At 72.9% G+C, this 24,675-nt stretch carries 21 protein-coding genes; 10 read left to right on the top strand and 11 right to left on the bottom strand.

What is annotated here, in order from left to right; translation table 11 throughout:
- A partial coding sequence (ctaD, locus tag IH00_RS37000; protein ID WP_039946214.1) for an aa3-type cytochrome oxidase subunit I occupies positions 1–1,597 on the bottom strand: 1,597 nt, incomplete at its 3' end.
- Positions 1,594–2,562 (bottom strand): aa3-type cytochrome oxidase subunit II, encoded by a 969-nt coding sequence (gene coxB / locus IH00_RS0104300; RefSeq protein ID WP_031069715.1) that lies wholly within the window; start codon positions 2,560–2,562, stop codon positions 1,594–1,596. The genes coxB and ctaD, both read right to left, overlap by 4 nt.
- A 340-nt stretch (positions 2,563–2,902) precedes the next feature.
- Here coxB and IH00_RS0104295 point away from each other — a divergent pair, with 340 nt between their 5' ends.
- The gene (locus IH00_RS0104295; RefSeq protein ID WP_031069714.1) at positions 2,903–4,285 is read left to right on the top strand and encodes a cysteine desulfurase/sulfurtransferase TusA family protein; all 1,383 of its coding nucleotides are present in this window, start codon (positions 2,903–2,905) and stop codon (positions 4,283–4,285) included.
- 38 nt (positions 4,286–4,323) lie between these two features.
- Here IH00_RS0104295 and IH00_RS0104290 read toward each other — a convergent pair whose 3' ends face one another.
- On the bottom strand, positions 4,324–5,298 hold the full coding sequence (locus IH00_RS0104290) for a carbohydrate kinase family protein (protein ID WP_031069712.1): 975 nt from the start codon (positions 5,296–5,298) through the stop codon (positions 4,324–4,326).
- A gap of 129 nt (positions 5,299–5,427) precedes the next feature.
- Between IH00_RS0104290 and IH00_RS0104285 the strand changes: the two genes are divergently transcribed.
- Both IH00_RS0104285 and IH00_RS0104280 read left to right on the top strand, forming a co-directional pair.
- Positions 5,428–5,649 carry a hypothetical protein gene (locus IH00_RS0104285; protein ID WP_031069710.1) on the top strand — a complete coding sequence of 74 codons (222 nt, stop codon included), beginning with the start codon at positions 5,428–5,430 and terminating at the stop codon, positions 5,647–5,649.
- Positions 5,650–5,731: 82 nt separating this feature from the next.
- Entirely contained in the window at positions 5,732–7,153 is a 1,422-nt protein-coding gene (locus IH00_RS0104280) for a hypothetical protein (protein ID WP_031069708.1), read from the top strand.
- An 88-nt stretch (positions 7,154–7,241) separates the two neighbouring features.
- On the opposite strand, the gene erpA is transcribed toward IH00_RS0104280, so the two are convergent.
- Entirely contained in the window at positions 7,242–7,598 is a 357-nt protein-coding gene (erpA, locus tag IH00_RS0104275; protein ID WP_031069706.1) for an iron-sulfur cluster insertion protein ErpA, read from the bottom strand.
- Between the two features lie 286 nt (positions 7,599–7,884).
- Between erpA and nadA the strand changes: the two genes are divergently transcribed.
- On the top strand, positions 7,885–9,072 hold the full coding sequence (gene nadA / locus IH00_RS0104270) for a quinolinate synthase NadA (RefSeq protein WP_031069704.1): 1,188 nt from the start codon (positions 7,885–7,887) through the stop codon (positions 9,070–9,072).
- A gap of 126 nt (positions 9,073–9,198) precedes the next feature.
- On the opposite strand, the gene IH00_RS0104265 is transcribed toward nadA, so the two are convergent.
- From IH00_RS0104265 to IH00_RS0104245, 5 genes are all read right to left on the bottom strand, one after another.
- A complete protein-coding gene (locus IH00_RS0104265; RefSeq protein WP_031069702.1) occupies positions 9,199–12,315 on the bottom strand; it encodes an efflux RND transporter permease subunit in 3,117 nt (1,038 codons plus the stop codon).
- A gap of 130 nt (positions 12,316–12,445) precedes the next feature.
- Positions 12,446–13,123 carry a response regulator gene (locus IH00_RS0104260; protein WP_031069701.1) on the bottom strand — a complete coding sequence of 226 codons (678 nt, stop codon included), beginning with the start codon at positions 13,121–13,123 and terminating at the stop codon, positions 12,446–12,448.
- Entirely contained in the window at positions 13,120–14,406 is a 1,287-nt protein-coding gene (locus tag IH00_RS0104255; RefSeq protein ID WP_078887552.1) for a sensor histidine kinase, read from the bottom strand. The genes IH00_RS0104260 and IH00_RS0104255 overlap by 4 nt, the downstream gene beginning before the upstream one ends.
- A gap of 61 nt (positions 14,407–14,467) precedes the next feature.
- Entirely contained in the window at positions 14,468–14,746 is a 279-nt protein-coding gene (gene pspAA, locus IH00_RS0104250) for a PspA-associated protein PspAA (protein WP_031069696.1), read from the bottom strand.
- A 12-nt stretch (positions 14,747–14,758) separates the two neighbouring features.
- Positions 14,759–15,550, bottom strand: a complete 792-nt coding sequence (locus tag IH00_RS0104245; RefSeq protein WP_078887551.1) for a PspA/IM30 family protein — start codon at positions 15,548–15,550, stop codon at positions 14,759–14,761.
- A gap of 243 nt (positions 15,551–15,793) precedes the next feature.
- Between IH00_RS0104245 and IH00_RS0104240 the strand changes: the two genes are divergently transcribed.
- Genes IH00_RS0104240 through IH00_RS0104225 form a run of 4 tightly spaced genes read left to right on the top strand, consistent with a single transcriptional unit; the run spans position 15,794 to position 20,251 of the window.
- Positions 15,794–16,390, top strand: a complete 597-nt coding sequence (locus tag IH00_RS0104240; RefSeq protein WP_078887550.1) for a DUF3043 domain-containing protein — start codon at positions 15,794–15,796, stop codon at positions 16,388–16,390.
- A gap of 59 nt (positions 16,391–16,449) precedes the next feature.
- The gene (locus tag IH00_RS0104235) at positions 16,450–17,184 is read left to right on the top strand and encodes a class I SAM-dependent methyltransferase (RefSeq protein ID WP_078887585.1); all 735 of its coding nucleotides are present in this window, start codon (positions 16,450–16,452) and stop codon (positions 17,182–17,184) included.
- Positions 17,185–17,231: 47 nt separating this feature from the next.
- Positions 17,232–19,103 carry an ABC transporter ATP-binding protein gene (locus IH00_RS0104230; protein ID WP_078887584.1) on the top strand — a complete coding sequence of 624 codons (1,872 nt, stop codon included), beginning with the start codon at positions 17,232–17,234 and terminating at the stop codon, positions 19,101–19,103.
- A gap of 50 nt (positions 19,104–19,153) precedes the next feature.
- Positions 19,154–20,251: a S1C family serine protease gene (locus IH00_RS0104225; protein WP_078887549.1), complete on the top strand. Its 1,098-nt coding sequence runs from the start codon at positions 19,154–19,156 to the stop codon at positions 20,249–20,251.
- A 168-nt stretch (positions 20,252–20,419) separates the two neighbouring features.
- On the opposite strand, the gene IH00_RS0104220 is transcribed toward IH00_RS0104225, so the two are convergent.
- Together IH00_RS0104220 and IH00_RS0104215 are read right to left on the bottom strand one after the other, a co-directional pair.
- Positions 20,420–21,406 carry an NAD-dependent epimerase/dehydratase family protein gene (locus IH00_RS0104220; protein WP_031069683.1) on the bottom strand — a complete coding sequence of 329 codons (987 nt, stop codon included), beginning with the start codon at positions 21,404–21,406 and terminating at the stop codon, positions 20,420–20,422.
- A gap of 156 nt (positions 21,407–21,562) precedes the next feature.
- Complete coding sequence (locus IH00_RS0104215; RefSeq protein ID WP_031069680.1) at positions 21,563–21,775, bottom strand: hypothetical protein; 213 nt, start codon at positions 21,773–21,775, stop codon at positions 21,563–21,565.
- Positions 21,776–21,865: 90 nt separating this feature from the next.
- On the opposite strand from IH00_RS0104215, the gene IH00_RS0104210 reads away from it, so the two are divergent.
- On the top strand, positions 21,866–23,065 hold the full coding sequence (locus tag IH00_RS0104210) for a bifunctional adenosylcobinamide kinase/adenosylcobinamide-phosphate guanylyltransferase (RefSeq protein ID WP_031069678.1): 1,200 nt from the start codon (positions 21,866–21,868) through the stop codon (positions 23,063–23,065).
- Between the two features lie 83 nt (positions 23,066–23,148).
- A complete protein-coding gene (cobT, locus tag IH00_RS0104205) occupies positions 23,149–24,240 on the top strand; it encodes a nicotinate-nucleotide--dimethylbenzimidazole phosphoribosyltransferase (protein ID WP_031069676.1) in 1,092 nt (363 codons plus the stop codon).
- Positions 24,241–24,675 lie beyond the last annotated feature (435 nt).

Genomic DNA, 24,675 nt, shown 5'->3' with positions numbered 1-24,675 from the left:
GGCAGGACGTGGCCCACTCCAGCGAACGGCCGTAGCCCCACGGGTCGTCCACGCCGACCGGCTTGCCGTACTTGGCCGTCTTCCAGACGTTGTAGAAGAACGGCAGGATCGACATGCCGAGCAGGAAGGACGCGATCGTCGAGATGGTGTTCAGCGCGGTGAAGCCGTCCGCGGCGAGGTAGTCCGCGTACCGGCGCGGCATGCCCTCGGCACCCAGCCAGTGCTGCACCAGGAACGTGCCGTGGAAGCCGATGAACAGCGTCCAGAACGTGATCTTGCCGAGCCGCTCGTCCAGCATCTTGCCCGTGAACTTCGGCCACCAGAAGTGGAATCCGGCGAACATCGCGAACACCACGGTGCCGAACACGACGTAGTGGAAGTGCGCGACCACGAAGTACGAGTCCGAGACGTGGAAGTCCATCGGCGGCGACGCCAGGATGACACCGGTCAGACCACCGAAGGTGAAGGTGATCAGGAAGCCGATCGTCCACAGCATCGGCGTCTCGAAGGACAACGAGCCCTTCCACATGGTGCCGATCCAGTTGAAGAACTTCACACCGGTCGGTACCGCGATCAGGAAGGTCATGAAGGAGAAGAACGGCAGCAGCACACCACCGGTGACGTACATGTGGTGCGCCCACACCGTCACGGACAGACCGGCGATCGCGATGGTCGCGGCCACCAGACCGATGTAACCGAACATCGGCTTGCGGCTGAAGACCGGGATGATCTCCGAGACGATGCCGAAGAACGGCAGGGCGATGATGTACACCTCGGGGTGGCCGAAGAACCAGAAGAGGTGCTGCCACAGCAGCGATCCGCCGTTGGCGGGATCGAAGATGTGTGCGCCGAACTTGCGGTCGGCCTCCAGCGCGAAGAGCGCGGCGGCGAGGACCGGGAAGGCGAGCAGGACCAGCACACCGGTCAGCAGCACGTTCCACGTGAAGATCGGCATGCGGAACATCGTCATGCCCGGAGCGCGCATGCAGATGATCGTGGTGATGAAGTTGACCGAGCCGAGGATCGTGCCGAAGCCGGAGAAGGCCAGACCCATGATCCACATGTCGGCGCCGACACCCGGCGAACGGACCGCGTCCGACAGCGGCGTGTAGGCGAACCAGCCGAAGTCGGCCGCACCCTGCGGGGTGAGGAAGCCGGCCACCGCGATGAGCGAGCCGAAGAGGTACAGCCAGTACGCGAACATGTTCAGCCGCGGGAACGCCACGTCGGGCGCGCCGATCTGCAGCGGCATGATCCAGTTCGCGAATCCGGCGAACAGCGGCGTCGCGAACATCAGCAGCATGATCGTGCCGTGCATCGTGAACGCCTGGTTGAACTGCTCGTTCGACATGATCTGCGTACCCGGACGGGCCAGCTCGGCGCGCATGAAGAGCGCCAGCAGACCACCGATGCAGAAGAAGACGAACGACGTGACCAGGTACAGCGTGCCGATCGTCTTGTGATCGGTGGTGGTCAGCCACTTCACGACGACATTGCCGGGCCGCCTGCGCCGTACGGGGTGCTCATTCTCGTACGGCTCGGTCACCGAGCCGTCGGCTGCCGTGGCGGCACCCTGAGGTTCGTTGAGGATGCTCACAGTTGGTTCGTCTCCGAGTTCCTGGCCGGGTCCGTCTGCTCAATGCCCGACGGGATGAAGCCGGTCTGCCCCTTCTCGGCCAGCTCCTTCAGATGCTGCTGGTAGCGCTCCGGGGAGACCACCTTGACGTTGAACAGCATCCGGGAGTGGTCGACGCCGCAGAGCTCGGCGCACTTGCCCTTGAAGGTGCCCTCCTGGGTGGGAGTCACCTCGAAGACATTGGTGTGGCCCGGGATGACGTCCTGCTTGAACAGGAAGGGGACCACCCAGAAGGAGTGGATGACGTCACGAGAGGTCAGGACGAACCGGACCTTCTCCCCCTTCGGCAGCCACAGGGTCGGACCCGGGTTGCCGTTCTGGGGGTTGCGGGTACCGGGGATGCCGTAGTCGTACACGCCCTCGGCGCCCGCGGGGAAGTCCTTCTGGAACCTCTCCGGGATGGCACCGAGCTCCTTGGCGGACTTGGCGTCCGTGTCGGCCTTGCCGTCGACGTTCTCGACGTAGTTGAAGCCCCAGCTCCACTGGTAGCCCACCACGTTGATGGTGTGCGCAGGGTTCTTGGAGCGCTCGAGGAGCTTCGACTCATCGCGCGCGGTGAAGTAGAACAGCACCGAGACGATGATGAGGGGGGTCACCGTGTACAGCGCCTCGATGGGCATGTTGTACCGGGTCTGCGGAGGAACCTCGACCTTGGTGCGGCTGCGCCGGTGGAAGATGACGCTCCACAGGATCAGGCCCCAGACCAGCACGCCCGTGGCGAGCGCAGCCGCCCACGAGCCCTGCCAGAGGGAGAGGATCCGCGGAGCCTCCTCCGTCACCGGGGTGGGCATACCAAGACGGGGGAAGTCCTCCCAGTTGTACGAGCAACCGGAGGCGGTAGCCAGGATCAGGCCCGCAGTCAGCACCTGCGGCAGCTTCCGCCGCATCGGGCGCCGCGACGAGCGGTCGGAGCCGTTGGGACTCACGTAGCGCCTTCCCGAGAGTCTCGCCCGCGCGGTCGGCTGCGGCCGTCACGCTGGTCGGTCGCCGGCCCTGACGCGGGCAGGGGTTTGGATGTTTATGCGGACCAAACCCTACTGGACGCTATTTGGGGTCGCGCGGGGAGGGTGCCCAACGCGCCGCGCGCCACTCTTTTTGGGGGCCCGGTCCGTCTCCGGGGCGCTTTTCGCGGGCGTCGGCGGCCGATCCCCCCTGTGCCCGGCGGAGTGGGAGCCCGTCCGTTTCGGCGCCCGCGCGCCCCTTCGGCTCACCCGCCACAGGTGCCGGGCCCTGAGGCGGACGGGTCCCCGGAGTTAGCGTGGGGGCGTGGCCTACTTCGATTCCGCTTCGTCCGCTCCCCTCCATCCCGTCGCGCGTCAGGCGCTCGTCGCGGCGCTCGACGAGGGGTGGGCCGATCCCGCGCGGCTCCACCGGGAGGGGCGGCGGGCCCGGTTGCTGCTCGACGCCGCGCGGGAGGCCGCGGCGGAGGCGGTGGGCTGCCGGGCCGACGAGCTCGTCTTCACTCCTTCGGGGACACGGGCGGTGCACTCCGGAGTTGCCGGGGCGCTCGCCGGGCGCCGGCGGGTCGGGCGGCACCTGGTCGTGTCGGCGGTCGAGCACTCGTCGGTGCTCCACGCGGCGGCGGCCCACGAGGCGGACGGCGGCACCGTGACCGAGGTGGCCGTGGACCGGGCCGGGCGCGTGGATGCGGCCGGGTACGCCGCGGCGCTGCGGGACGACACCGCGCTGGCGTGCCTCCAGTCCGCCAACCACGAGGTCGGGACCGAGCAGCCGGTCGCCGAGGTCGCCGAGGAGTGCCGGGCGGCCGGGGTGCCGCTGCTGGTGGACGCGGCGCAGTCGCTCCCCTGGGGGCCGGTGCCGGGCGCCTGGTCGCTGCTGGCGGCGAGCGCCCACAAGTGGGGCGGCCCCCCGGGCGTGGGGCTGCTGGTGGTGCGCAAGGGGGTCCGGTTCGCCCCCAGGGGGCCGGTGGACGAGCGGGAGTCGGGGCGGGCTCCCGGGTTCGAGAACATCCCGGCCGTCGTGGCCGCGGCGGCGGCGCTGCGGGCCGTACGGGCGGAGGCCGATGCCGAGGCCGCACGGCTGCGGGAGCTGGTGGAGCGGATCCGGGCGCGCGTTCCCCAGTCGGTGCCGGACGTGGAGGTGGTCGGTGACCCGGTGCGGCGGCTGCCCCACGTGGTGACCTTCTCGTGTCTCTATGTCGACGGGGAGACACTGCTGCACGAGCTGGACCGGGCGGGTTTCTCCGTTTCGTCCGGTTCCTCGTGCACGAGCTCGACCCTGACGCCGAGCCATGTGCTGCGCGCCATGGGCGTGCTGTCGGAGGGGAACGTACGGGTGTCGCTGCCGTCGGGTACGGCCGCGGCGGAGGTCGAGCGGTTCCTGGAGGTGCTGCCGGAGGCGGTGGCGGGGGTGCGGGAGCGGCTGGGCGCGCCCGCGGCGTCCGCGGCGGCGGCGGCCCGGGGCGGGAGCCTCGTGGTGGACGCGCTCGGCAGGCGCTGCCCGATCCCGGTGATCGAGCTGGCGAAGGTGATCGGCGACGTGCCGGTGGGCGGGACCGTGACGGTCCTCAGTGACGACGAGGCGGCCCGCCTGGACATCCCGGCGTGGTGCGGGATGCGCGGCCAGGAGTACCTGGGCGAGCGCCCGGCCGAGCGGGGCTCGGCGTACGAGGTGCGCCGCCTGGCCTGAGCACGGGAGGGGCACGGCGTACCCCTCCCGGCAGGTGGTCAGGCGAGGTGCGCCTGGACCTCGGCGCCGGCCTCGTCGCCGTACGCCTTGATGAACCGCTCCATGAAGTGGGCGCGGCGCAGGGTGTACTCCTGGGTGCCGAGCGTCTCGATCACGAGGGTGGCGAGCATGCAGCCGACCTGGGCGGCGCGCTCCAGGCTGACGCCCCAGGAGAGGCCGGAGAGGAAGCCGGCGCGGAAGGCGTCGCCGACGCCGGTCGGGTCGACCTTCGCCTCCTCGTCGGGGCAGCCGACCTCGATGGCCGGCTCGCCGGCCCGCTCGATGCGGACGCCGCGCGCGCCGAGGGTGGTGACGCGGTGGCCGACCCGGCCGAGGATCTCCGCGTCGGTCCAGCCGGTCTTGTTCTCGATGAGCCCCTTCTCGTATTCGTTGGAGAAGAGGTAGGTCGCACCGTCCAGCAGGATGCGGATCTCGTCGCCGTCCATGCGCGCGATCTGCTGGGAGAAGTCCGCGGCGAACGGGATCCCGCGCGAGCGGCACTCCTCGGTGTGGCGCAGCATCGCCTCGGGGTCGTCCGCGCCGATGAGGACCAGGTCGAGGCCGCCGACGCGGTCGGCGACCGCCTGGAGCTCGATCTGCCGGGCCTCGCTCATGGCACCGGTGTAGAAGGAGCCGATCTGGTTGTGGTCGGCGTCGGTGGTGCAGACGAAGCGCGCGGTGTGCAGGACCTCGGAGATCCGTACGGAGCCGGTGTCGACGCCGTGCCGGTCGAGCCAGGCGCGGTACTCGTCGAAGTCGTAGCCCGCGGCGCCGACCAGGATCGGGCGGGTCCCGAGCTGGCCCATGCCGAAGCAGATGGTGGCACCGACGCCTCCCCTGCGGACGTCGAGGGTGTCGACGAGGAAGGAGAGGGAGACCGTGTGCAGCTGATCGGCGACCAGCTGGTCGGCGAATCGGCCGGGGAAGGTCATCAGGTGGTCGGTGGCGATGGAGCCGGTGACTGCGATACGCACGGCTGGGAGCTCCTGCTGGGAGGTGGAGTTGACGGTTAACGCTACCGGGTCGGCAACCGGTCCCGAAGTGCGGAAACTACCCGATAGTAGGTCTTTTTCGGTGGCGGTCGGCGTGCGTACGGTGCGGACATGACCAATTTCATCGCTTCGCGGGGGCAGTGGGAGTCCGAGTCGAGCCGGGAGTTCGGCCTGGCGGAGTTGCGCGGGGACAGCGCCCGGATGGTGCGGCACTGGGTGGTGCCGGCCGAGGACGCGCCCCCGGCCCCCGTCTCGCCGTCCCTGATCCACGGGGTGGTCGTGCCGCCCGCCTCCGCCCGGCTGATCGCCGCCACCGCGGAGTACGGCGCCTGAGACCGGGGGAACCGGCCGCTCCCCCGTTCCGTCCCATGGGTGTCCCCCGTCAAGGGGATACGACGGACGAAGGAGCGTTGCGGTGAGCAGCAGTACGGAGCCCGGACCCACGCAGGACACCCCCCGTCGGCGGCGTTCGCCGCTGGTCGTCGCCTCGGTGGCGGCGGCGGTGCTGCTCGCCGGGGGTGGTGGTGCGTACCTCGCCACGAGCGCGTCGGACGGCGGCACGGCCCGGCCCGCGGCGGAGGGCACGAACCCGCCGCCGCTGGTGCTGGACGGGCACACGGAGGGCTCCGGGATCGCGCCCGGGGAGCCGGACCCCCGCGGGGTGGTCTACCGGGCGGCGGGCGACCTGCCGGACGGGCCGGAGGCGGCGCCCGTGTACCGGGCGCAGGGCGCGGTCGGCGCGGACGAGGTCGCGCGGCTGGCGCGGGCCCTGGGCGTGCCGGGCACGCCGCGGCTGGACGGTGACGCCTGGAAGGTCGCGGAGAAGGACGGCTCGGGCGCGGTGCTCCAGGTCGGCAAGGAGGCGCCGGGCACATGGACCTTCGGGGCGGCGCCGACGGGTGACGACTGCGGCAAGGGCACCCGGTGCCCCGCGGGCGGCTCGGCCTCGGGCGGGCGGCCGGTGGGCGAGGACGCCGCGAAGAGGGCGGCCGCGCCCCTGCTGAAGGCGCTCGGTCAGGACGCGGCGAAGCTGGACGCCACGCAGGTGATGGGCTCGGTCCGGGTGGTGAACGCCGATCCGGTGGTCGGCGGGCTGCCGACGTACGGCTGGTCGACGGGGATCCAGGTGGGCCCGGACGGGCGGCTCGTGGGCGGCAGCGGGCGGCTGAAGGAGCCGGTCCGGGGCGCCGAGTACCCGGTGATCGGCGCCGGCGAGGCGCTGAAGCTGCTGAACGCGGGGTCCGCGCGGGACGGCCGCGTCGGGATCGGCGGCTGCGCGACCCCCGCGCCGCTGGAGGGCGAGGCCACCGAGCGGGACGTCGCGTGCGACCCGGAGCGGACACCAGCGCGGGAGACGGTGACGATCGGCAAGGCCGTCTTCGGCCTGGCGGCGCAGTTCACGCAGGGGCGCCCCGCGCTCGTGCCGTCGTGGTTGTTCGAGGTGAAGCCGCAGGGCGGCGCGCTGCCGTTCACGATCACCTATCCGGCGGTGTCGCCGGAGCACCTGGCGCCGGTGCCCACGCCGAAGCCCACCCCGACCGCGTCGCGGCCGGAGCTGCCCGACGCGTCGGGGCGGCAGGCCGAGTCGTACCGCGTGGACGGCAGCGGGCGGAAGCTCACCGTCACCTTCTGGGCCGGTGTGTGCAGCACGTACACGGCCGAGGCCGAGGAGAGCGCGGCGCAGGTGAAGGTGACGGTGGTCGAGTCGCCGCCGGAGCCGGAGCGCTACTGCATCGCCATCGCCGAGGAGCAGACCGTCACGGTGACGCTCAAGGCTCCGCTGGGCGACCGCGAGGTCGTGGACGCGGCGACCGGCGGGGCCGTGCCGCGGAAATAGCCCGTACGGCGGTACGAGGAAGGCGGCGGCCCTGGGATACCGGGGCCGCCGCCTTCGTACGCGGAGGGCCTGCGCGCAGGCCGGCGCGTCAGCTGAACGAGTCGCCGCAGGCGCAGGAGCCCGTGGCGTTCGGGTTGTCGATGGTGAAGCCCTGCTTCTCGATCGTGTCGACGAAGTCGATGGAGGCGCCGCCCAGGTAGGGGGCGCTCATGCGGTCGGTGACGACCTTGACGCCGTTGAAGTCCTTGACGACGTCGCCGTCGAGGGAACGCTCGTCGAAGAAGAGCTGGTAGCGCAGGCCGGAGCAGCCGCCGGGCTGAACGGCGACGCGCAGCGCCAGGTCGTCACGGCCTTCCTGGTCGAGCAGGGCCTTGACCTTGGCCGCCGCGGCGTCCGTCAGGAGGATGCCGTCGCTGACAGTGGTCTTCTCGTCCGATACGGACATCTGCTTCTCTCCCGGTGTGTACGGAGACTGCTTTGCCGACGGTTGCAACCGGCGGGGCCGCGGATTCATTCCGGGCCGAGTGCTTGACCTCTCCATGCTCGCACACCGCGTTCCGGGCAAGCGCCGGTCCGCCGAGGGGTGATGTGTCACATCGACGCTATGGACATCGTCAAAGTGACATGAAGCGGTTATGATAGATAGCGTCATTTAGACGAAAAGGCTCTCCGGTGCAAGCCACCGGCTCCCCCCTGGAGCGGCTTCGCCGCGCTTATCGAGAGAAGAAAGGGTGCGTGACGTGACCACCGCCCAGCCCCTGGATGTCCAGCCGACGCCGCTCGCCCTGCTCCTGCTCGGCCGCGAGGCCGACCCCAAGAGCGAGCGCGGCGTCGAGTGCCCCGGCGATCTGCCGTCGCCCTCCGACCCGGACCTGGTGGAGCGCGCCCGCGCGGCCAAGGAGAAGCTCGGGGACAAGGTCTTCGTGCTGGGGCACCACTACCAGCGCGACGAGGTCATCCAGTTCGCCGACGTCACCGGTGACTCCTTCAAGCTCGCCCGGGACGCGGCGGCGCGGCCGGAGGCCGAGTACATCGTCTTCTGCGGTGTGCACTTCATGGCCGAGTCGGCCGACATCCTGACCGGCGACGACCAGAAGGTCGTCCTGCCGGACCTGGCGGCTGGCTGCTCCATGGCCGACATGGCCACGGCCGAGCAGGTCGCCGAGTGCTGGGACGTGCTCACCGAGGCGGGCATCGCCGACCAGGTCGTCCCGGTCTCGTACATGAACTCGTCCGCCGACATCAAGGCCTTCACCGGCAAGCACGGCGGCACGATCTGCACCTCCTCCAACGCCAAGCGCGCCCTGGACTGGGCCTTCGAGCAGGGCGAGAAGGTGCTCTTCCTGCCGGACCAGCACCTCGGCCGCAACACCGCCGTGCGGGACATGGGCATGTCGCTGGACGACTGCGTCGTCTACAACCCGCACAAGCCCGGCGGCGGCCTGACGGCGGACGAGCTGCGCGCGGCGAAGATGATCCTGTGGCGCGGCCACTGCTCGGTGCACGGCCGCTTCTCGCTGGACTCCGTGAACGACGTGCGGGAGCGGATCCCGGGCGTCAACGTGCTGGTGCACCCGGAGTGCAAGCACGAGGTCGTGGCCGCGGCAGACTACGTGGGGTCGACCGAGTACATCATCAAGACGCTGGAGGCGGCGCCGGCCGGGTCGAAGTGGGCCATCGGTACGGAGCTGAACCTGGTCCGCCGTCTGGCGAACCGTTTCGCCAGCGAGGGCAAGGAGATCGTCTTCCTCGACAAGACGGTCTGCTTCTGCTCGACGATGAACCGCATCGACCTGCCGCACCTGGTGTGGGCGCTGGAGTCGCTCGCCGAGGGCAACCTGGTCAACCGCATCGAGGTCGACCGGGAGACGGAGAGCTTCGCGAGGCTGGCGCTGGAGCGGATGCTGGCGCTGCCGTAGAGCGCGCCGCCGCAGTGCTGTGAGGGGCGTCCCGCCGGTGCGGGGCGCCCCTTCCGTGTGCCCGCCCGACGGCCCCGGCCCGGCCCCGCGGGTGCGGGGCCGGGCCGGGGTCCGGAGCGGGGAGGGTCACGCCGGAGTGGGGGTGCGCTCCGGCGCGGGGGCGGGCGTGTCGCGCTTGGCGCCACGCTTGGCGGCACGCTTGGCGCGGCGGCGCTCCTTGCGGAGCTCGACCATCGCGTAGAGCGTCGGCACCAGCAGCAGGGTGAGCAGGGTGGACGTCACCAGGCCGCCGATCACCACCACCGCGAGCGGCTGGGCGATGAAGCCGCCCTCACCCGTGATGCCGAGGGCCATCGGGAGCAGGGCGAAGATCGTCGCGAGTGCCGTCATGAGGATGGGGCGCAGCCGGTGGCGGCCGCCCTCGATGACGGACTCGACGACCCCGAGGCCCTGGGCCCGGTACTGGTTGATCAGGTCGATCAGCACGATCGCGTTGGTGACGACGATGCCGATCAGCATCAGCATGCCGATCAGTGCCGGGACGCCCATGGCGGTGCCGGTCGCGATCAGCAGGCCGATGGCGCCGGTGGCCGCGAACGGGATGGAGACCAGCAGGATCAGCGGCTGGATCAGCGACTTGAAGGTGGCGACGAGCAGCATGAAGACGATCGCGATCGCCGCCAGCATGGCCAGGGCCAGGTTGGCGAAGGCCTCCTGCTGGTCCTCGGAGACGCCGCCGATGGTGGCCGTCGCCCCGTCGGGCAGGTCCAGCGCGTCGATCTTCGACTGGAGCTGGGTGCTGACCGCGCCGGTGTTGTCACCGGTCGGCTTCGCCGTGATCGTGGCGGCCCGCGAGCCGTCGATCCGGGTCATGGACACCGGGCCGGGGACAAGCTTCACCTCGGCGAGGTCGCCGAGCTTCGCCGGCCCGAGCGGCAGGGCCTCGAGCTGGGCGATCGTGCGCGCCGGGGAGGCCGACGCGATGACGATGTCGCGCTCGGTGTCGTCCAGGATCGCCGTGCCGACCGGGGTGCCGCGTACCGCCTGGGCGACCGCCATGCCCAGGGTGGCGTCGTTGAAGCCGGCGTCCGCGGCCTTGGCGTTGGCCGTGACGGAGACGCGCGGGACGGACTGCGACAGGTCGCTCTGGACGTCGGTGACGTCCTTCAGCTCGGCGACCTCGGTACGGACCTGGTCCGCCGCCTTGCGCAGGGTGGCGGCGTCGGCCGCCTTGACGACGACGCTGAGGTCCTGGTTGCCGAAGCCGTCACCGGCCGCGATGGTCGTCTCGCCGATGCCGTCGAGCCGGGCCAGCTCCTCGTCGATGCGGTCGCGGGTCTTCTCGTACGACGCGGAGTCGCTGAGGGTGACCTGGTACGAGGCCTGGTTGGCGCCCGTACCGCCGCCGAACGCCGCCATGAAACCGGAGGAGCCGACGGTGACCTGGTAGTCCTTCACCTCGTCGAGCGAGGAGAGGACCTTCTCGATCCTGCGGGCGGAGGCGTCGGCCGCCTCCAGGCTGGTGCCCGGGGCGAGCTCCTGCTTGATGGAGAGCACCTCCTGATCGCCCTGGTCGAAGAAGTTGGTCTTCAGCAGCGGCGCCATGCCGAAGGTGCCCACGAGGACGACGACCGCGATGGCCACGCTGGTGAGGCGGCGCCGGGTGGCGAAGCGCAGGACCGGAACGTACAGCCGCTGCAGCCGGCTGCGGGACTCCTTCTCCTCGGCCTCGCGGCGCGCCTGCTCCGGGTCCTCGGACGTGCCCTTGGGGGCGCGCAGGAACCAGTACGACAGGACCGGTACGACGGTGAGCGAGACGAGCAGCGAGGCGAGCAGGGCCGCGGTGACGGTGAGGCTGAAGGAGCCGAAGAGTTCGCCGACCATGCCGCCGACCAGGCCGATCGGCAGGAACACGGCGACGGTGGTGAGCGTGGAGGAGGTCACCGCGCCGGCGACCTCGCGCACGGCGGTGAGGATCGCCGCCTGGCGCTCCTCGCCGTAGCCGAGGTGGCGCTTGATGTTCTCCAGCACCACGATCGAGTCGTCGACGACCCGGCCGATCGCGATGGTCAGGGCGCCCAGCGTCAGCATGTTGAGGGAGAGGTCCCGCGTCCACAGGACGATCAGGGCGAGGACCACGGAGAGCGGGATGGAGACCGCCGTCACCAGGGTGGAGCGCACGGACGCCAGGAACACCAGGATGACGATCACGGCGAAGAGGAGGCCGAGCGCGCCCTCGGTGGTGAGGCCGGAGATCGACTTGGAGACCGCCGGGCCCTGGTCGCTGACCACGGTCAGCTCCGCGCCGGAGCCGAGGTCCTCGCGCAGCTCCGGGAGCTTGTCGCGGACGGCCTCGGAGATGGCGACGGCGCTGCCGTCGTTGTCCATCGTCGCCATGACGGCGAGGCTGGGCTTGCCGTTGGTGCGGGTGATGGAGACGCGGGCCGCCTCCTGTTCCTTCACGGTGGCGACGTCCGCGAGGCGCACCGCCGGGCCCTTGCCCGCCGGGATGCGCAGGTTCTGTATCGCGGACAGGGAGGTGAAGCCGCCGCCGACCTGGACCGTGCGGCTCTTGCCGTCCTCGGAGAAGGAGCCGGCCGGGACGGTCGCGCCGCCCGACTTCAGCGCCTCGGCCAGGGCCATGGTGTCCAGCCCGGCCTTCGCGAGCGCGGCGGTGTCCGGGATGACCGAGACCTGGAGGTCCTGGACGCCGTCGATGGAGACCTGGCCGACCCCGTCGATGTCCTCCAGGGCGGGGACCACGGTCCGCTCCAGCTGGTCGGCGAGCGCCTGCGGGTCCTTGTCGGAGGTGGCGGCGAGGACGACCGTCGGTATGTCGTCGGTCGAGCCGGCCACGACCTGCGGGTCCACGTTCTCGGGCAGCTGCACCCGGGCGCGGTTGACGGCCTGCTGGACGTCGGCGACGAGCTGCTTGGTGGCCCCGTCGCCGTAGTCGAACGTGGCCATGATCACGGCGTTGCCCTCGCTCGCCGTGGAGGTGATGCCCTTGATGCCGTCGACCGCCTTGAGGGCCGATTCGAGCGGTTCGACGACCTGCTTCTCGACCACGTCGGGCGACGCGCCCTGGTAGGGCGCGAGGACGGAGACCATCGGGAGTTCGATGGAGGGCAGCAGCTGCTGCTTGAGCTGCGGGATGGCGATCGCCCCGAAGACGATCGCCACGATGGACATCAGCCCGATCAGGGCCCGTTGCGCGAGGCTGAATCTGGACAGCCAGGACATGGGGTCTCTCTTCCGTGGCGGATCGGCAGGTCTTCATACGATCAGCCATCAGGGAGGGGGTATCCGTCGCCCCCAGGTCCCGTTTGCTTATCCGCGGCATACACCGAATGGAGTACACGCGGGTGCTCCGTCACTCCACCCGTGGTCGGACCAGACCGGATTCGTACGCCGTGACCACCAGCTGCGCGCGGTCGCGGGCACCGAGCTTCGCCATGGCCCGGTTGACGTGGGTCTTGACGGTGAGGGGGCTGACCTCCAGGCGGTCGGCGATCTCGTCGTTGGAATGGCCGCCGCCGACCAGGACCAGGACCTCCCGTTCCCGGACGGTCAGGGCGGCGATCCGGTCGGAGTGGGCCGAGGTGCCGGTGCCGTCCGGGGCCTGGGCGAGGAACCGGCCGATGAGGGCCTTCGTCGCGGCGGGCGACAGGAGCGCTTCGCCGGCGGCCGCCACCCGGATGGCGTCCAGCAGGTCGTCGGGCTCGGCGCCCTTGCCGAGGAAGCCGGAGGCGCCGGCGCGCAGGGACTGCACGACGTACTCGTCCACCTCGAAGGTGGTGAGCATGACCACCCGGACCCCGGCGAGGTCGGGGTCCTCGCTGATCATGCGGGTGGCGGCCAGGCCGTCCGTGCCCGGCATCCGGATGTCCATCAGGACGACGTCCGCCCGCCGCGAGCGGGCCAGGGCCACCGCCTCGGCACCGTCCGCCGCCTCGCCGACCACCCGCATGTCGGGCTCGGAGTCCACCAGGACCTTGAACGCGCTGCGCAGCAGCGCCTGGTCGTCGGCGAGCAACACCCTGATGGTCACGTGGCCTCCCCGGTCGGTGCGGTGAGGGGCAGTATCGCGTGGACGCGGAAGCCGCCGCCGTAGCGGGGGGCCGCGGTGAGGGAGCCGCCGAGGGCGGTGACGCGCTCGCGCATGCCGATCAGCCCGTGGCCCCCGTGCCCGCGGTCGGGGCCGTCCCCGTGCCTGTCGCCGTGGCCGTCGCGGTGGGCGGCGCCGTCCGGGGCGGTGGCGGGTGCGCCGTCGTCGAGGACCGTGACCTCGACCGTGCGGCCCACCCGGACGACGCTCACCTCGGCCTTCGCGTCCGGGCCCGCGTGCTTGCGGACGTTGGTCAGCGCCTCCTGGATGATCCGGTACGCGGCGAGATCGACGGCCGCGGGGAGCGTCGTGCCCCGGTCGGTGCGGGCCAGGTCCACCGGGAGGCCGGCGTGCCGGAAGGTGGCGAGCAGCTCGTCGAGGACGGCGAGCCCCGGGGCCGGTTCCGTGGGCGCCTCGGGGTCGCCGGACTGGCGCAGCAGACCGACGGTGGCCCGTAGCTCGCCGAGGGCGGAACGGCTCGCCTCGCGGACGTGTGCCAGGGCCTCCTTGGCCTGGTCGGGCCGCTTGTCCATGACGTGGGCGGCGACCCCGGCCTGCACGTTGACCAGGGCGATGTGGTGCGCGACCACGTCGTGCAGGTCGCGCGCGATGCGCAGCCGCTCCTCGGCGACCCGGCGGCGGGCCTCCTCCTCCCGGGTGCGCTCGGCGCGTTCGGCGCGCTCGCGGATGGCGTCGACGAAGGCGCGGCGGCTGCGCACGGCGTCCCCGGCCGCCGCGGCCATGCCGGTCCAGGCGAAGACGCCCAGGTTCTCCTGGCTGTACCAGGGCGCGGCACCCAGCAGCATGGCGGCGCCGGTGAGGACCGTCATCGTCAGCAGGCCGACCCGCCAGGTGGTGGGCCGGTCGGTGCGCGAGGCGACGGTGTACAGCGCGATCACGGCGCTCATGGCGACGGGTGCGGCCGGGTCGCCCTCGGCGTACTCGACGACCCCCGCGGCGCCGGTGAGCAGCAGGACCGGCAGGGGCCTGCGGCGGCGCCACACCAGCGCGGCGGCGCCGGTGAGCATGAGCAGCACGCTGCGCGCGTCCGGGGTGCGCTCGCCGAAGGAGGGACCGTGGCGATGCCCGTGCGGATCGACGAACGAGCCGACGACCATGCAGACGAGGACGGCGAGGGCGAGGGCGCCGTCGAACGCGAGGGGATGCTCGCGCAGCCAGCGCCGTCCGCGCCCCACCCGGTTTCCGAGAGAGGTCACGCCTCGCAACGCTACGGCGCCGCCGCGCCCCCGGACCCCGCGGGGCGGCGGGCGGCGCCGGACGCGGGTGTCAGCCCGGGAAGAGGCCGTCGTCGGAGAGGAGGGAGCGGACCTCTTCGAGGGTCGCGTCGGGGGCCGGCAGGATCAGCTCGGAGGGTTCGAGGGAGTCGTCGGCAAGCGGCTCGCCGAGCTGACGCACCGTTTCCAGCAGTGCGTGGAGCGTGCGGCGGAAGCCCTCCCCGTCGCCGTTCTCCATCTCGGCGAGCAGCTCGTCGTCGAGCTTGTTCAGTTCGGCGAAGTGGCTGTCCGCCAGCTTCACCTGGCCCTCCCCCATGATCCTCACGATCATGACGCCTCGTCCTTACTGCTTGTCGAACTTCGGGTGGGAGGACTGCTGCTGGGCCTGGTCCTGCGGGGTGCCGCCCTCGATGGCCTGCTGCGGGGTGGTGCCCCCGGCCAGCTCCGCCTTCATGCGCTGGAGCTCCAGCTCGACGTCCGTACCGCCCGACAGGCGGTCCAGCTCGGCCTGGATGTCGTCCTTCTGAAGCCCCGACTGGTCGTCGAGCGCACCGGAGGCGAGCAGCTCGTCGATCGCGCCCGCCCGCGCCTGGAGCTGCGCGGTCTTGTCCTCGGCCCGCTGGATGGCGACGCCGACGTCGCTCATCTCCTCCGAGATGCCGGAGAAGGACTCGGCGATCCGGGTCTGCGCCTGGGCGGCGGTGTAGGTGGCCTTGATGGTCTCCTTCTTCGTACGGAAGGCGTCCACCTTGGCCTGGAGCCGCTGCGCGGCCAGCGTGAGCTTCTCCTCCTCGCCCTGGAGGGTCTGGTGCTGCGTCTCCAGGTCCGTGACCTGCTGCTGGAGCGCCGCCCTGCGGGACAGCGCCTCCCGCGCCAGGTCCTCACGGCCGAGGGCGAGCGCCTTGCGGCCCTGGTCCTCCAGCTTGGCCGACTGGCTCTGGAGCTGGTTCAGCTGGAGCTCCAGACGCTTGCGCGAGGTCGCCACGTCGGCGACGCCGCGGCGCACCTTTTGCAGCAGTTCCAGCTGCTTCTGGTACGAGTAGTCGAGGGTCTCGCGCGGATCCTCGGCCCGGTCGAGGGCCTTGTTCGCCTTCGCGCGGAAGATCATCCCCATACGCTTCATGACACCGCTCATGGGCTTCGCGCGCCCCCTTCGTGACGGACTTCTCTCCAGCACTCCAACAGAACCCACAGTACGGGCCCTGCATCCATTACCGCACTGTTCGAGCGGTGATGCGCTCATCCCCAAGGACGACTGGGTACGGCTGTGATCCGGCGCAAGGAGTAGGGGCCCTTGTCCGGTGGGGACGCAGGCTGTTGCCGGATCGTTCCCCGCGGGGGTGGGGTCCATGCCGGGTACCCCGTACCCTTGGGCTTTGTGTTCCGTAGCCGTTCGAAGGAAGAGAAGGCCCCCACCGACAAGGTGACGGCGGACCTCTCCAAGCAGCCCCGCGACCCTCAGGCCCCCAAGGGCCGCCCTACCCCGAAGCGGAGTGAGGCCCAGACGCAGCGCCGCCGCGCCCAGAGTGTGCCGCTCGACCGCAAGGAGGCCATGCGTCGCCAGCGCGAGGCCCGCCGCGCGGACCTGGCCAAGCAGCGCGAGGCGCTCGCGAGCGGTGACGAGCGTTTCCTGCCCGTCCGTGACAAGGGGCCGGTGCGCCGCTTCGTCCGCGACTTCATCGACTCGCGGTTCTGCATCGCCGAGTTCTTCCTGCCGATGGCCGTGGTCATCCTGGTGCTGTCCATGGTCCGGGTCGCGCAGCTGCAGAACATCGCGCTGCTGCTGTGGCTCGGTGTGATCGCGATGATCGTGGTCGACTCGATCGGCATCTGGATCCGGCTCAAGAAGCAGCTGAACGAGCGCTTCCCGAACGAGCCGAAGCGCGGCGCCGTGGCTTACGGCCTGATGCGTTCGCTCCAGATGCGCCGACTGCGGCTGCCGAAGCCGCAGGTCAAGCGCGGAGAGCGGCCCTGAGCACCCAGGTCTCCGGTTTCGGAGGCGCATCGGGGGTGTGGCTGGACGGGCTGGGCGGACTGCGCAACACGGTGCGCCAGGAGCTCGTCGCCCGCCAGCTGGACGAGCAGATAGCCGCCCGCTACCCCGTGGGGCAGCGGCTGCGGATCCTGGACGTCGGGATGGGCCAGGGCACGCAGGCGCTGCGCCTGGCCCGGGCCGGGCACACGGTCACCGGCCTGGAGTCCGACGCCGAGATGCTGAAGGTGGCGCGGGAGTCGCTGGCGACCGAGCCCGCCGGCATACGGGAGCGGGTCCGGCTGATCGAGGGGGACGGCCGGGAGACCGGCGTGCACTTCCTGCCGGGCAGCTTCGACGTGGTGCTGTGCCACGGCGTGCTGATGTACGTGGAGGAGCCGGACGCCATGCTGGCGGGGCTCGCCCGCATGCTGGCACCGGGCGGGCTGCTGTCCCTGCTGGTGCGGAACGCGGACGCGCTGGCGATGCGGCCGGGCCTGGCCGGGGACTGGTCGGGGGCGCTGGCGGCGTTCGAGTCCGACGTGTACGTCAACCGGCTCGGGCTCCAGGTGCGGGCCGACCGGCTGGAGGCGCTGACGGCGACGCTGGCGGGGATCGCCGCGCCGTTGCAGGCCTGGTACGGGGTGCGGGTCTTCACCGACCTCGTGCCGAACGAGGAGGGGCTGCCCGCGGCCGAGGAGCTGGAGCGGCTCCTGGCGGCGGAGGACCGCGCCGCGCGCACCGAGCCGTACCGGCGGGTGGCGGCGCTGCTGCACTTGTGCGGGGTACGCGGCTGATCCACTCAGGTGGCGGCGGGGGTTGACGCGTCCTTGCCGACGTGAGCATGGAGCAGAACCCCGAGACGCACCGGACGCCCTCCGGGGGCAGGATCCCGGCAGGCCGCGACCCCGGGCCGCGGAAGCCGGGGACCGAGGATTCCGGAACCCGGGGCTCCGGGGCGCTGAGCCCCGCGGAGACCCCGAAGCTGCCCGCCCGCGAGACCTGGCGGGCCCTGTACCGGCACTTCCGGCCGCACCGCTGGACCGTCGCGTTCGGCGGCCTGCTCGCCCTGATCGGTGCCGCCACCGGCATCGCCCAGCCGCTTGCGGCCAAGGCGCTGGTGGAGCGGCTCGGGCAGGAGGAGCCGATCACCGCCGTCCTGCTGGCGCTGACCGCGCTGGTGGTGCTCGGCACGGCGATCGAGGCGGTCGGCGCGTACGTCCTGGAGCGCACCGCCGAATCCGTGGTGCTCGCCGCGCGCCGCACCCTGATCGGACGGCTGCTGCGGCTGCGGCTGCCGGAGGTGGAGCGCACCCAGCCGGGCGACCTGATGTCGCGGATCACCTCGGACACCACCCTGCTGCGGGCGGTCACGACCGACTCGATCGTCTCGGCGGCGGTGGGCGGCCTCGGGTTCCTCGCCACGATCGTGATGATGGCGGTGATGGACCTGGTGCTGCTCGGCGTCACCCTCGCCGTGATCGTGGTGATCGGCAGCTCCTTCGCGCTCGTCATGCCGAAGATCTCACAGGCGACGAAGCGCTCCCAGGAGGCCGTCGGCGAGATCTCCACCCGGCTGGAGCGGGCCTTCGGGGCGTTCCGCACGGTCAAGGCGTCGGGCGCCGAGGAGCGGGAGGCGGCGGTCGTCGACGAGGCCGCGACGGACGCGTGGCGGCACGGGCTGACGTCGGCGAAGTGGCAGTCGGTCGCCTGGTCGTCGGTCGGGCTGGCCGTGCAGGTGTCGTTCCTGGCGGTGCTGGGCGTCGGCGGCGCGCGGGTCGCGTCGGGCGCGATCTCGGTGGCCACGCTCGTCGCCTTCCTGCTGTACCTCTTCTACCTGATCGATCCGGTGACGAAGCTGGTGGAGGCGGCGACGCAGTACCAGGTGGGGGCGGCGGCGATCGCCCGGATCGAGGAGGCGGAGCGGCTGGAGACCGAGCCGGTGTCCCCCGCGCCGGCCCCGGCCGCCGCGGGCCCCGCGACGGTCGTCTTCGAGGACGTGTCCTTCCGGTACCGCGACGGCCTGCCGTACGTGCACCACGGCGTCTCCTTCGAGGTACCGGGTGCCGGGATGACGGCGTTCGTCGGGCCGTCGGGCGCGGGCAAGACGACGGTGTTCGGGCTGATCGAGCGGTTCTACGAGGCGACCGGCGGCCGGATCCTCGTCGACGGCAGGGACGTACGGGACTGGCCCCTGGCGGAGCTGCGGGCGGCCATCGGGTACGTCGAGCAGGACGCTCCGGTGCTGGCGGGCACGCTGCGCGAGAACCTGGCGTTCGCCGCGCCGGACGCCACGGAGGAGCGGATCCGCGAGGTGCTGGTCCGGGCGAAGCTGGACGCCCTGGTGGAGCGGCTGCCGGACGGCCTGGACACGGTGGTGGGGCACCGGGGCTCCAAGCTGTCGGGCGGTGAGCGGCAGCGCGTCGCGATCGCCCGGGCGCTGCTGCGCAGGCCCCGGCTGCTGCTGCTGGACGAGGCGACCTCCCAGCTCGACGCGGTCAACGAGCTGGCGCTGCGGGACGTGGTGGCGGAGGCGGCGCGCGAGGTGACGGTGCTGGTGGTGGCGCACCGGCTGTCGACGGTGACGCTCGCCGACCGGATCGTGGTGATGGAGGCGGGGCGGGTGCGCGCGGTCGGCACGCACGCCGAGCTGGTGGCCGGCGATCCGCTGTACGGGGAGCTGGCGGCGACTCAGTTCCTCGCCTCCGCCCCCTGATCGGGTGCCTTGCACGGGCCGCGACGGGGGACACGGAGGAAACTCGCGGCATGAGTGCTGCCGTACGTGTGCCGGTGAGTGCCGCCGTACGTGTGCTGGTGCCGCTGCCGGTGATCGCCGCCGTCGGCCTGGCCGGCGGGTGCGCCGTGAGCCCGCCGGCCGCGGCCCCGCCCGCGTCACCCGCCGTGTCGACGTCGGCGACCCCTGCCGGGGCCCCGCGGGCGGCGCAGGAGCTGGAGGCCGACTACCTCAGGGTCATCAGGGACGTCCTGCCGTCGGTCGTCCAGATCGAGGCGGGCCCGGCCCTCGGCTCCGGGGTCGTCTGGGATGAGCGGGGTCACATCGTGACGAACGCCCATGTCGTCGGCGAGCAGCGGTCGTTCCGCGTCACCGTCGCGACGGGCGGGGACGAGCTGGGCGCCCGGCTCGTCTCCAGCTATCCGGAGCAGGACCTCGCCGTCATCAAGCTGGACGCCCCGCCGCCGGGTCTGAAACCGGCACGGTTCGGCGACTCGTCCGCGGTCGAGGTGGGCCGGATCGTGCTGGCGATGGGGTCGCCGCTCGGGCTGGCCGGCAGCGTCACCCAGGGCATCGTCTCGGCGACCGGCCGCACGGTGAGCGAACCCGGCGTGGGCGGCGGGACCGGCGCGACGATCGGCAACATGGTCCAGACGTCGGCGGCCATCAACCCCGGCAACAGCGGGGGCGCGCTGGTCGACCTGGACGGCGAGGTCATCGGCATCCCGACGCTGGCCGCGACCGACCCGGGGACGGGCGGCAGCGCGGCGCCGGGCATCGGCTTCGCGATCCCCGCCTCGCTGGTGCGCACGGTCGCGGACCAGATCGTCCGCACGGGCCGCGTCACGGACTCGGGCCGGGCCGCCCTCGACATCTCCGGCCGCACCGTCCTGGACGACCGGTACCGGCCGGCGGGCGTGGCGGTCGTCGAGGCCGCCGAGGGCGGGGCGGCGGCGCGGGCGGGGCTGCGGACCGGCGACATCATCATCCGGATCGGTGACACGGACATCACCACGATCACCTCCCTGCTGGAGGTGCTGGCGTCGGCGAAGCCCGGCGACCGGCTGCCGGTGACCTACGTACGGGACGGGCGGGAGGCCACGGTCACGGTCACGCTGGGCGAGATCTGACCGCAGGTCCGGGACTCCACCAGGACCGGGCCCGCCCCCCGGGCGGCCATGCAGCGGTGACCGCGGCCTTGCACCGGCGACCGCGGCCCTCCCCTGCGGGGCCGCGGTCGCCGGAGGTCATCAAAGGGCGTTGCCGGGGGCGTCATCAAAGGGCGTTGCCGGGGGGCGTCATCGGAGGGCGTCGAGGAGCTCCCGCTCGCGCCGCGCGCCGAGGCCGGAGCGGCGGGGCCGGTCCAGGCCCTCCTCCCGTTCCCAGCGCAGGGTGTCGGCCAGCATCCGCTCCCGGGGCCGGTGCCGCAGCCCCGCGGCGCGCGCCGCGGACCCGTCCCGCGCCGACCAGCCCAGCAGGTCCGGGTCGGCCACCCACATCGGCAGGGACTCCTCGCCCATGAACTGGGCCACGCCCCGGGCCAGCAGCCAGGCGGAGCCGGCGGTGACCACCGGGCCGGTGTGCCCGCCGACGGCCCTCGACAGCTCCGTCCACTCACCGAACGGAACCGCCGGACCCACGGCGTCGTACGTCCCGGTGATCCCCTTCTCCGCGGCGTCGAGCAGCCAGGCCGCCAGGTCCCGGACGTCGACCGCCTGGGTCGGCAGGTCCGGTGTGCCGGGGACCAGCATCGGCCCGTGCGGGTCGCGTGCGGCGCGGACCACCCAGTAGCCGGAGCGGCCGCTGTGGTCGCCGGGGCCGCCGATGAGACCGGCTCGGGCCGTCAGGAGGCGGTCGCCCACGACGGCCGCGGACGCCTGCTCGCAGGCGGCCTTCGCCTCGCCGTAGAGCGAGCGGTCTGCCTCCCTCCGGTCGGTCGGGGGGAGGAGGGCCGCGGACTCGTCCGCGCCGGGCGCCGCGTGGGAGGCGTAGGCGCTGATGGAGGAGACGTAGGTCCAGTGCGCGGCCCGTCCGCCCAGGGCGTCCAGCGCGTCCCGGACGAAGCCCGGCTGCCACGACACCTCGACGACCGCGTCCCACCGGCGGTCGAGCAGCGGCGCGTACGCCGCGGGGTCGCGCCGGTCGGCGGTCACCAGTGCCGCTCCGGCCGCGACCGGGCCGCTCTCTCCGCGCGCCAGACACGTCACCCGGTGGCCACGCGCGACCGCCTGCCGCGACAGCTCGCGGCCCAGCCATGCCGTCCCGCCCAGAATCAGGATCTCCATCCCGCCACCCAAGCACCGGAAGCACCGGGTCCGGGCACGGATTAGCCCACAGCAGACGACCGCGGCGGCGGCACCCGTGCCCTCCTGCACACGCGCAGTCCCCGCCCGGCACGGCCGGGCGGGGCCTGGTCCCTCGACGGGGCGCGGCGCGGTGCGCTACCCGGCGGCGGCCTCGTGCAGGCTCATGGGGCCGTAGATCTCGGTGGCGTCCTCGTAGAGGCGGACCTGGTCCACGCCCTCCTCGAGGAGGTCCTTCCAGGTCTCACCGATCCAGGACTCGGCGTCGCCCTGCGTGGTGAACTCCTCCGGCGGGGACGCCGGCCGGGCCTCCGTGCCGTCGGACTTCTCGAATCGCCACGTCCATGCCATGTGCGCCTCCCGGGTTCACCAGGTGATCGGTTTCCTGCCCGCAGCGTAGCCGGGCGCGCAGCCCGTGCGGGGACGCGGGAGGATCTTCCCGTGGAACTGACTCTGCTCGGCACCGGCGCCCCCGACGGGCTGCCCCGCCCCGACTGCCCCTGCGCCCGGTGCGCCGCCGCCCGCGGCGCTGCCGTGCGTGCCGCGACCGCTCTGCTCGTGGACGGGGCGCTGCTGCTGGACCTCACGCCGGGGGCCGCGCTGGCCGCCGCGCGGGCGGGGCGGTCCCTCACCGGCGTACGGCAGGTGCTGCTGACACACCCGCACGACGGGCCGGCCGTGGAGGTGCCCGCCGGGTTGCCGGCAGCCGGGCGGGTGCCCGACGGGCGGGAGCTGACGCTGATCAGCGGGCACCGGGTGCGTGCGGTGGCGATGGACTCGCCGGGCACGGGGTACGAGGTGACCTCCCCCGAGGGCCTGCGGCTGCTGTACCTGCCGCCGGGCGGCGCCCCCGCCGGGGTCACCGAGGCGAGGCGGCCGTACGACATGGTCGTCGGCGACGTGCTCGGACGGCCGGACGCTGTGGCACGGCTGCGGGGCGCCGGCCGCATCGGCGCGGCGACCGACGTCGTCGCCGTGCACCTGGACCACGACGTACCGCCCGGCACCGAGCTGGACCGGCGGCTGGCCGCCGCCGGGGCGCGGGCGGTGCCGGACGGCACGACCCTGGTCGTCGGCGATCACGGGGACGTGCCCGACGTGCCGCGCCGGACCCTCGTGACCGGCGGGGCCCGGTCCGGCAAGTCCCTGGAGGCCGAGCGGCGCCTGGAGTCCTGCCCCGAGGTGGTGTACGTCGCGACGGGCGGCACCCGGGACGGCGACGCGGAGTGGGCGTCCCGGGTGACCGCCCACCGCGACCGGCGGCCCGGGTCGTGGCGCACGGAGGAGACGTGCGAGCTGGTGCCCCTGCTGCGGCAGGACGGGCCACCGCTGCTGATCGACTGCCTTTCGCTGTGGCTGACGGACGCGATGGACCGGGCCGGGGCCTGGGACGACGACGTCTGGGCGAAGCGGGGTGAGCGCGAGCTGCGGGAGCGGGTGGCCGAGCTGGTGGCGGCGGTGCGCGCCACGCGCCGCACGGTCGTGGCCGTGACGAACGAGGCGGGGTCCGGGGTGGTGCCCGCCACCGCCTCCGGGCGGCGGTTCCGCGACGAGCTGGGGCGGCTCAACGCGGCCTTCGCGGACGAGTGCGAGCACGTCCTGCTGGTGGTCGCGGGCCAGGCCCTGGTGCTGCGCGGCTGACCGCCCGGGCGGGGCGGCTGCCGGTCCCGCCGGCGCCCGGCGCGGCGCGGGCGGCGGACGGTACTGTTCGGCGAATGAGCAGGATCGATCTCGACGACTTCTCCGAACTGATCGAGCGCCCCGACAGCGGTACCCGGCGTGACGCCGAGGAACGCCGGGAGCGCCTCGTGGTCCCGCCCGGGGCGCTCGGCCGCCTCGACGAGCTGGGCGAGTGGCTGGCGGCCGCCCAGGGCGCCGTCCCGGTCCGGCCGGTCGACCGGCCGCGTGTGGTGCTGTTCGCCGGGGACCACGGGGTGGCCTCGCTGGGTGTCTCGGGCCGCCCGGCGGGAGGCGCCCACGCGCTCGTACGGGCCGTGCTGGACGGCGCGAGCCCCGTCGCCGTACTCGCCCGCCGGATGGGTGTCCCGGTGCGGGTCGTCGACGCCGGCCTGGACTGCGACCCGGAGCTGCTGCCCGAGGAGGTCGTGCGCCACCGGGTGCGCCGCGGCAGCGGCCGCATCGACGTCGAGGACGCGCTGACGCCGGAGGAGGCCGAGCAGGCGGTACGCCTCGGCATGGCGCTCGCCGACGAGGAGGCGGACTCGGGGACCGACCTGGTCGTGCTGGGCGACCTGAGCGTGGGCGGCACGACCCCCGCGAGCACGCTGATCGCCGCCCTGTGCGGCACCGACGCCTCGGTCGTGACCGGCCGTGGCGGGGCCGGGATCGACGACCTGGCGTGGATGCGCAAGTGCGCGGCGGTCCGTGACGCACTGCGCCGCGCGCGCCCGGTGCTCGGCGACCAGCTGGAGCTGCTGGCGGCGGTCGGCGGGGCGGACCTGGCGGCGATGACCGGGTTCCTGCTGCAGAGCGCGGTGCGGCGGATGCCGGTGATCCTGGACGGCGTGGTGTCGGCGGCGTGCGCGCTGGTCGCGCAGCGGGCGGCCTTCCGCGCGCCGGACTGGTGGCTGGCGGGCCAGGTGAGCGGCGAGCCCGCGCAGGCGAAGGCGCTGGACCGGATGGCGCTCAACCCGCTGCTCGACCACGGCGTCACGGTCGGGGAAGGGACCGGGGCGCTGCTCGCCCTGCCCCTGGTCCGGGCCGCCGCGGCGCTGGCGGCGGAGCTGCCGGAGAAGGAGCCCCGGGCGGAGCGGGAGACGGCGCAGGAGAAGGCGCAGGACGAGCCGGGGGCCTGACCGGCGCGCCGCCGCCCGCGGCCGCGCCCGGACCGGCGCGGCACCGGCACGGCACCGGCGGGAGACGCACCCGGGCGGAACAACCGCGCGGGCGCGGGCACCGGGTGGGACGGACGGCGCGCGGGGCGCGGGCCGGCTGGACGGATGGCCGCGCGGGAGCGTGACCGGCTGGATGGATGGCCGCGACCGGAGCGGCAGGGCTTGGACGTATGGCCGCGGCGGGAGGCGGACCGGCCGAAGGTATGGCCGTGACCGGAGCGGCAGCGCTTGAACGGGACTGACGGATGGCCACATGTGCGGCAGTGGGCGGACGGCCGGCCGCACGGGCGCCGGCGCCGACCGGACCGACAGCCGCTCCGCGCAGGCACCGGTCGCACGGACGCAGGAATCGGCCGGACCGACGGCCACACGGACGCAGGAACCGGCCGGGCGGAG

The sequence above is a fragment of the Streptomyces sp. NRRL S-118 genome (assembly GCF_000716335.1).
GTDB lineage: Bacteria > Actinomycetota > Actinomycetes > Streptomycetales > Streptomycetaceae > Streptomyces.
The sequence above is the reverse complement of the archived record's forward strand: the minus strand, read 5'-3'. Positions and strand labels throughout refer to the sequence as shown.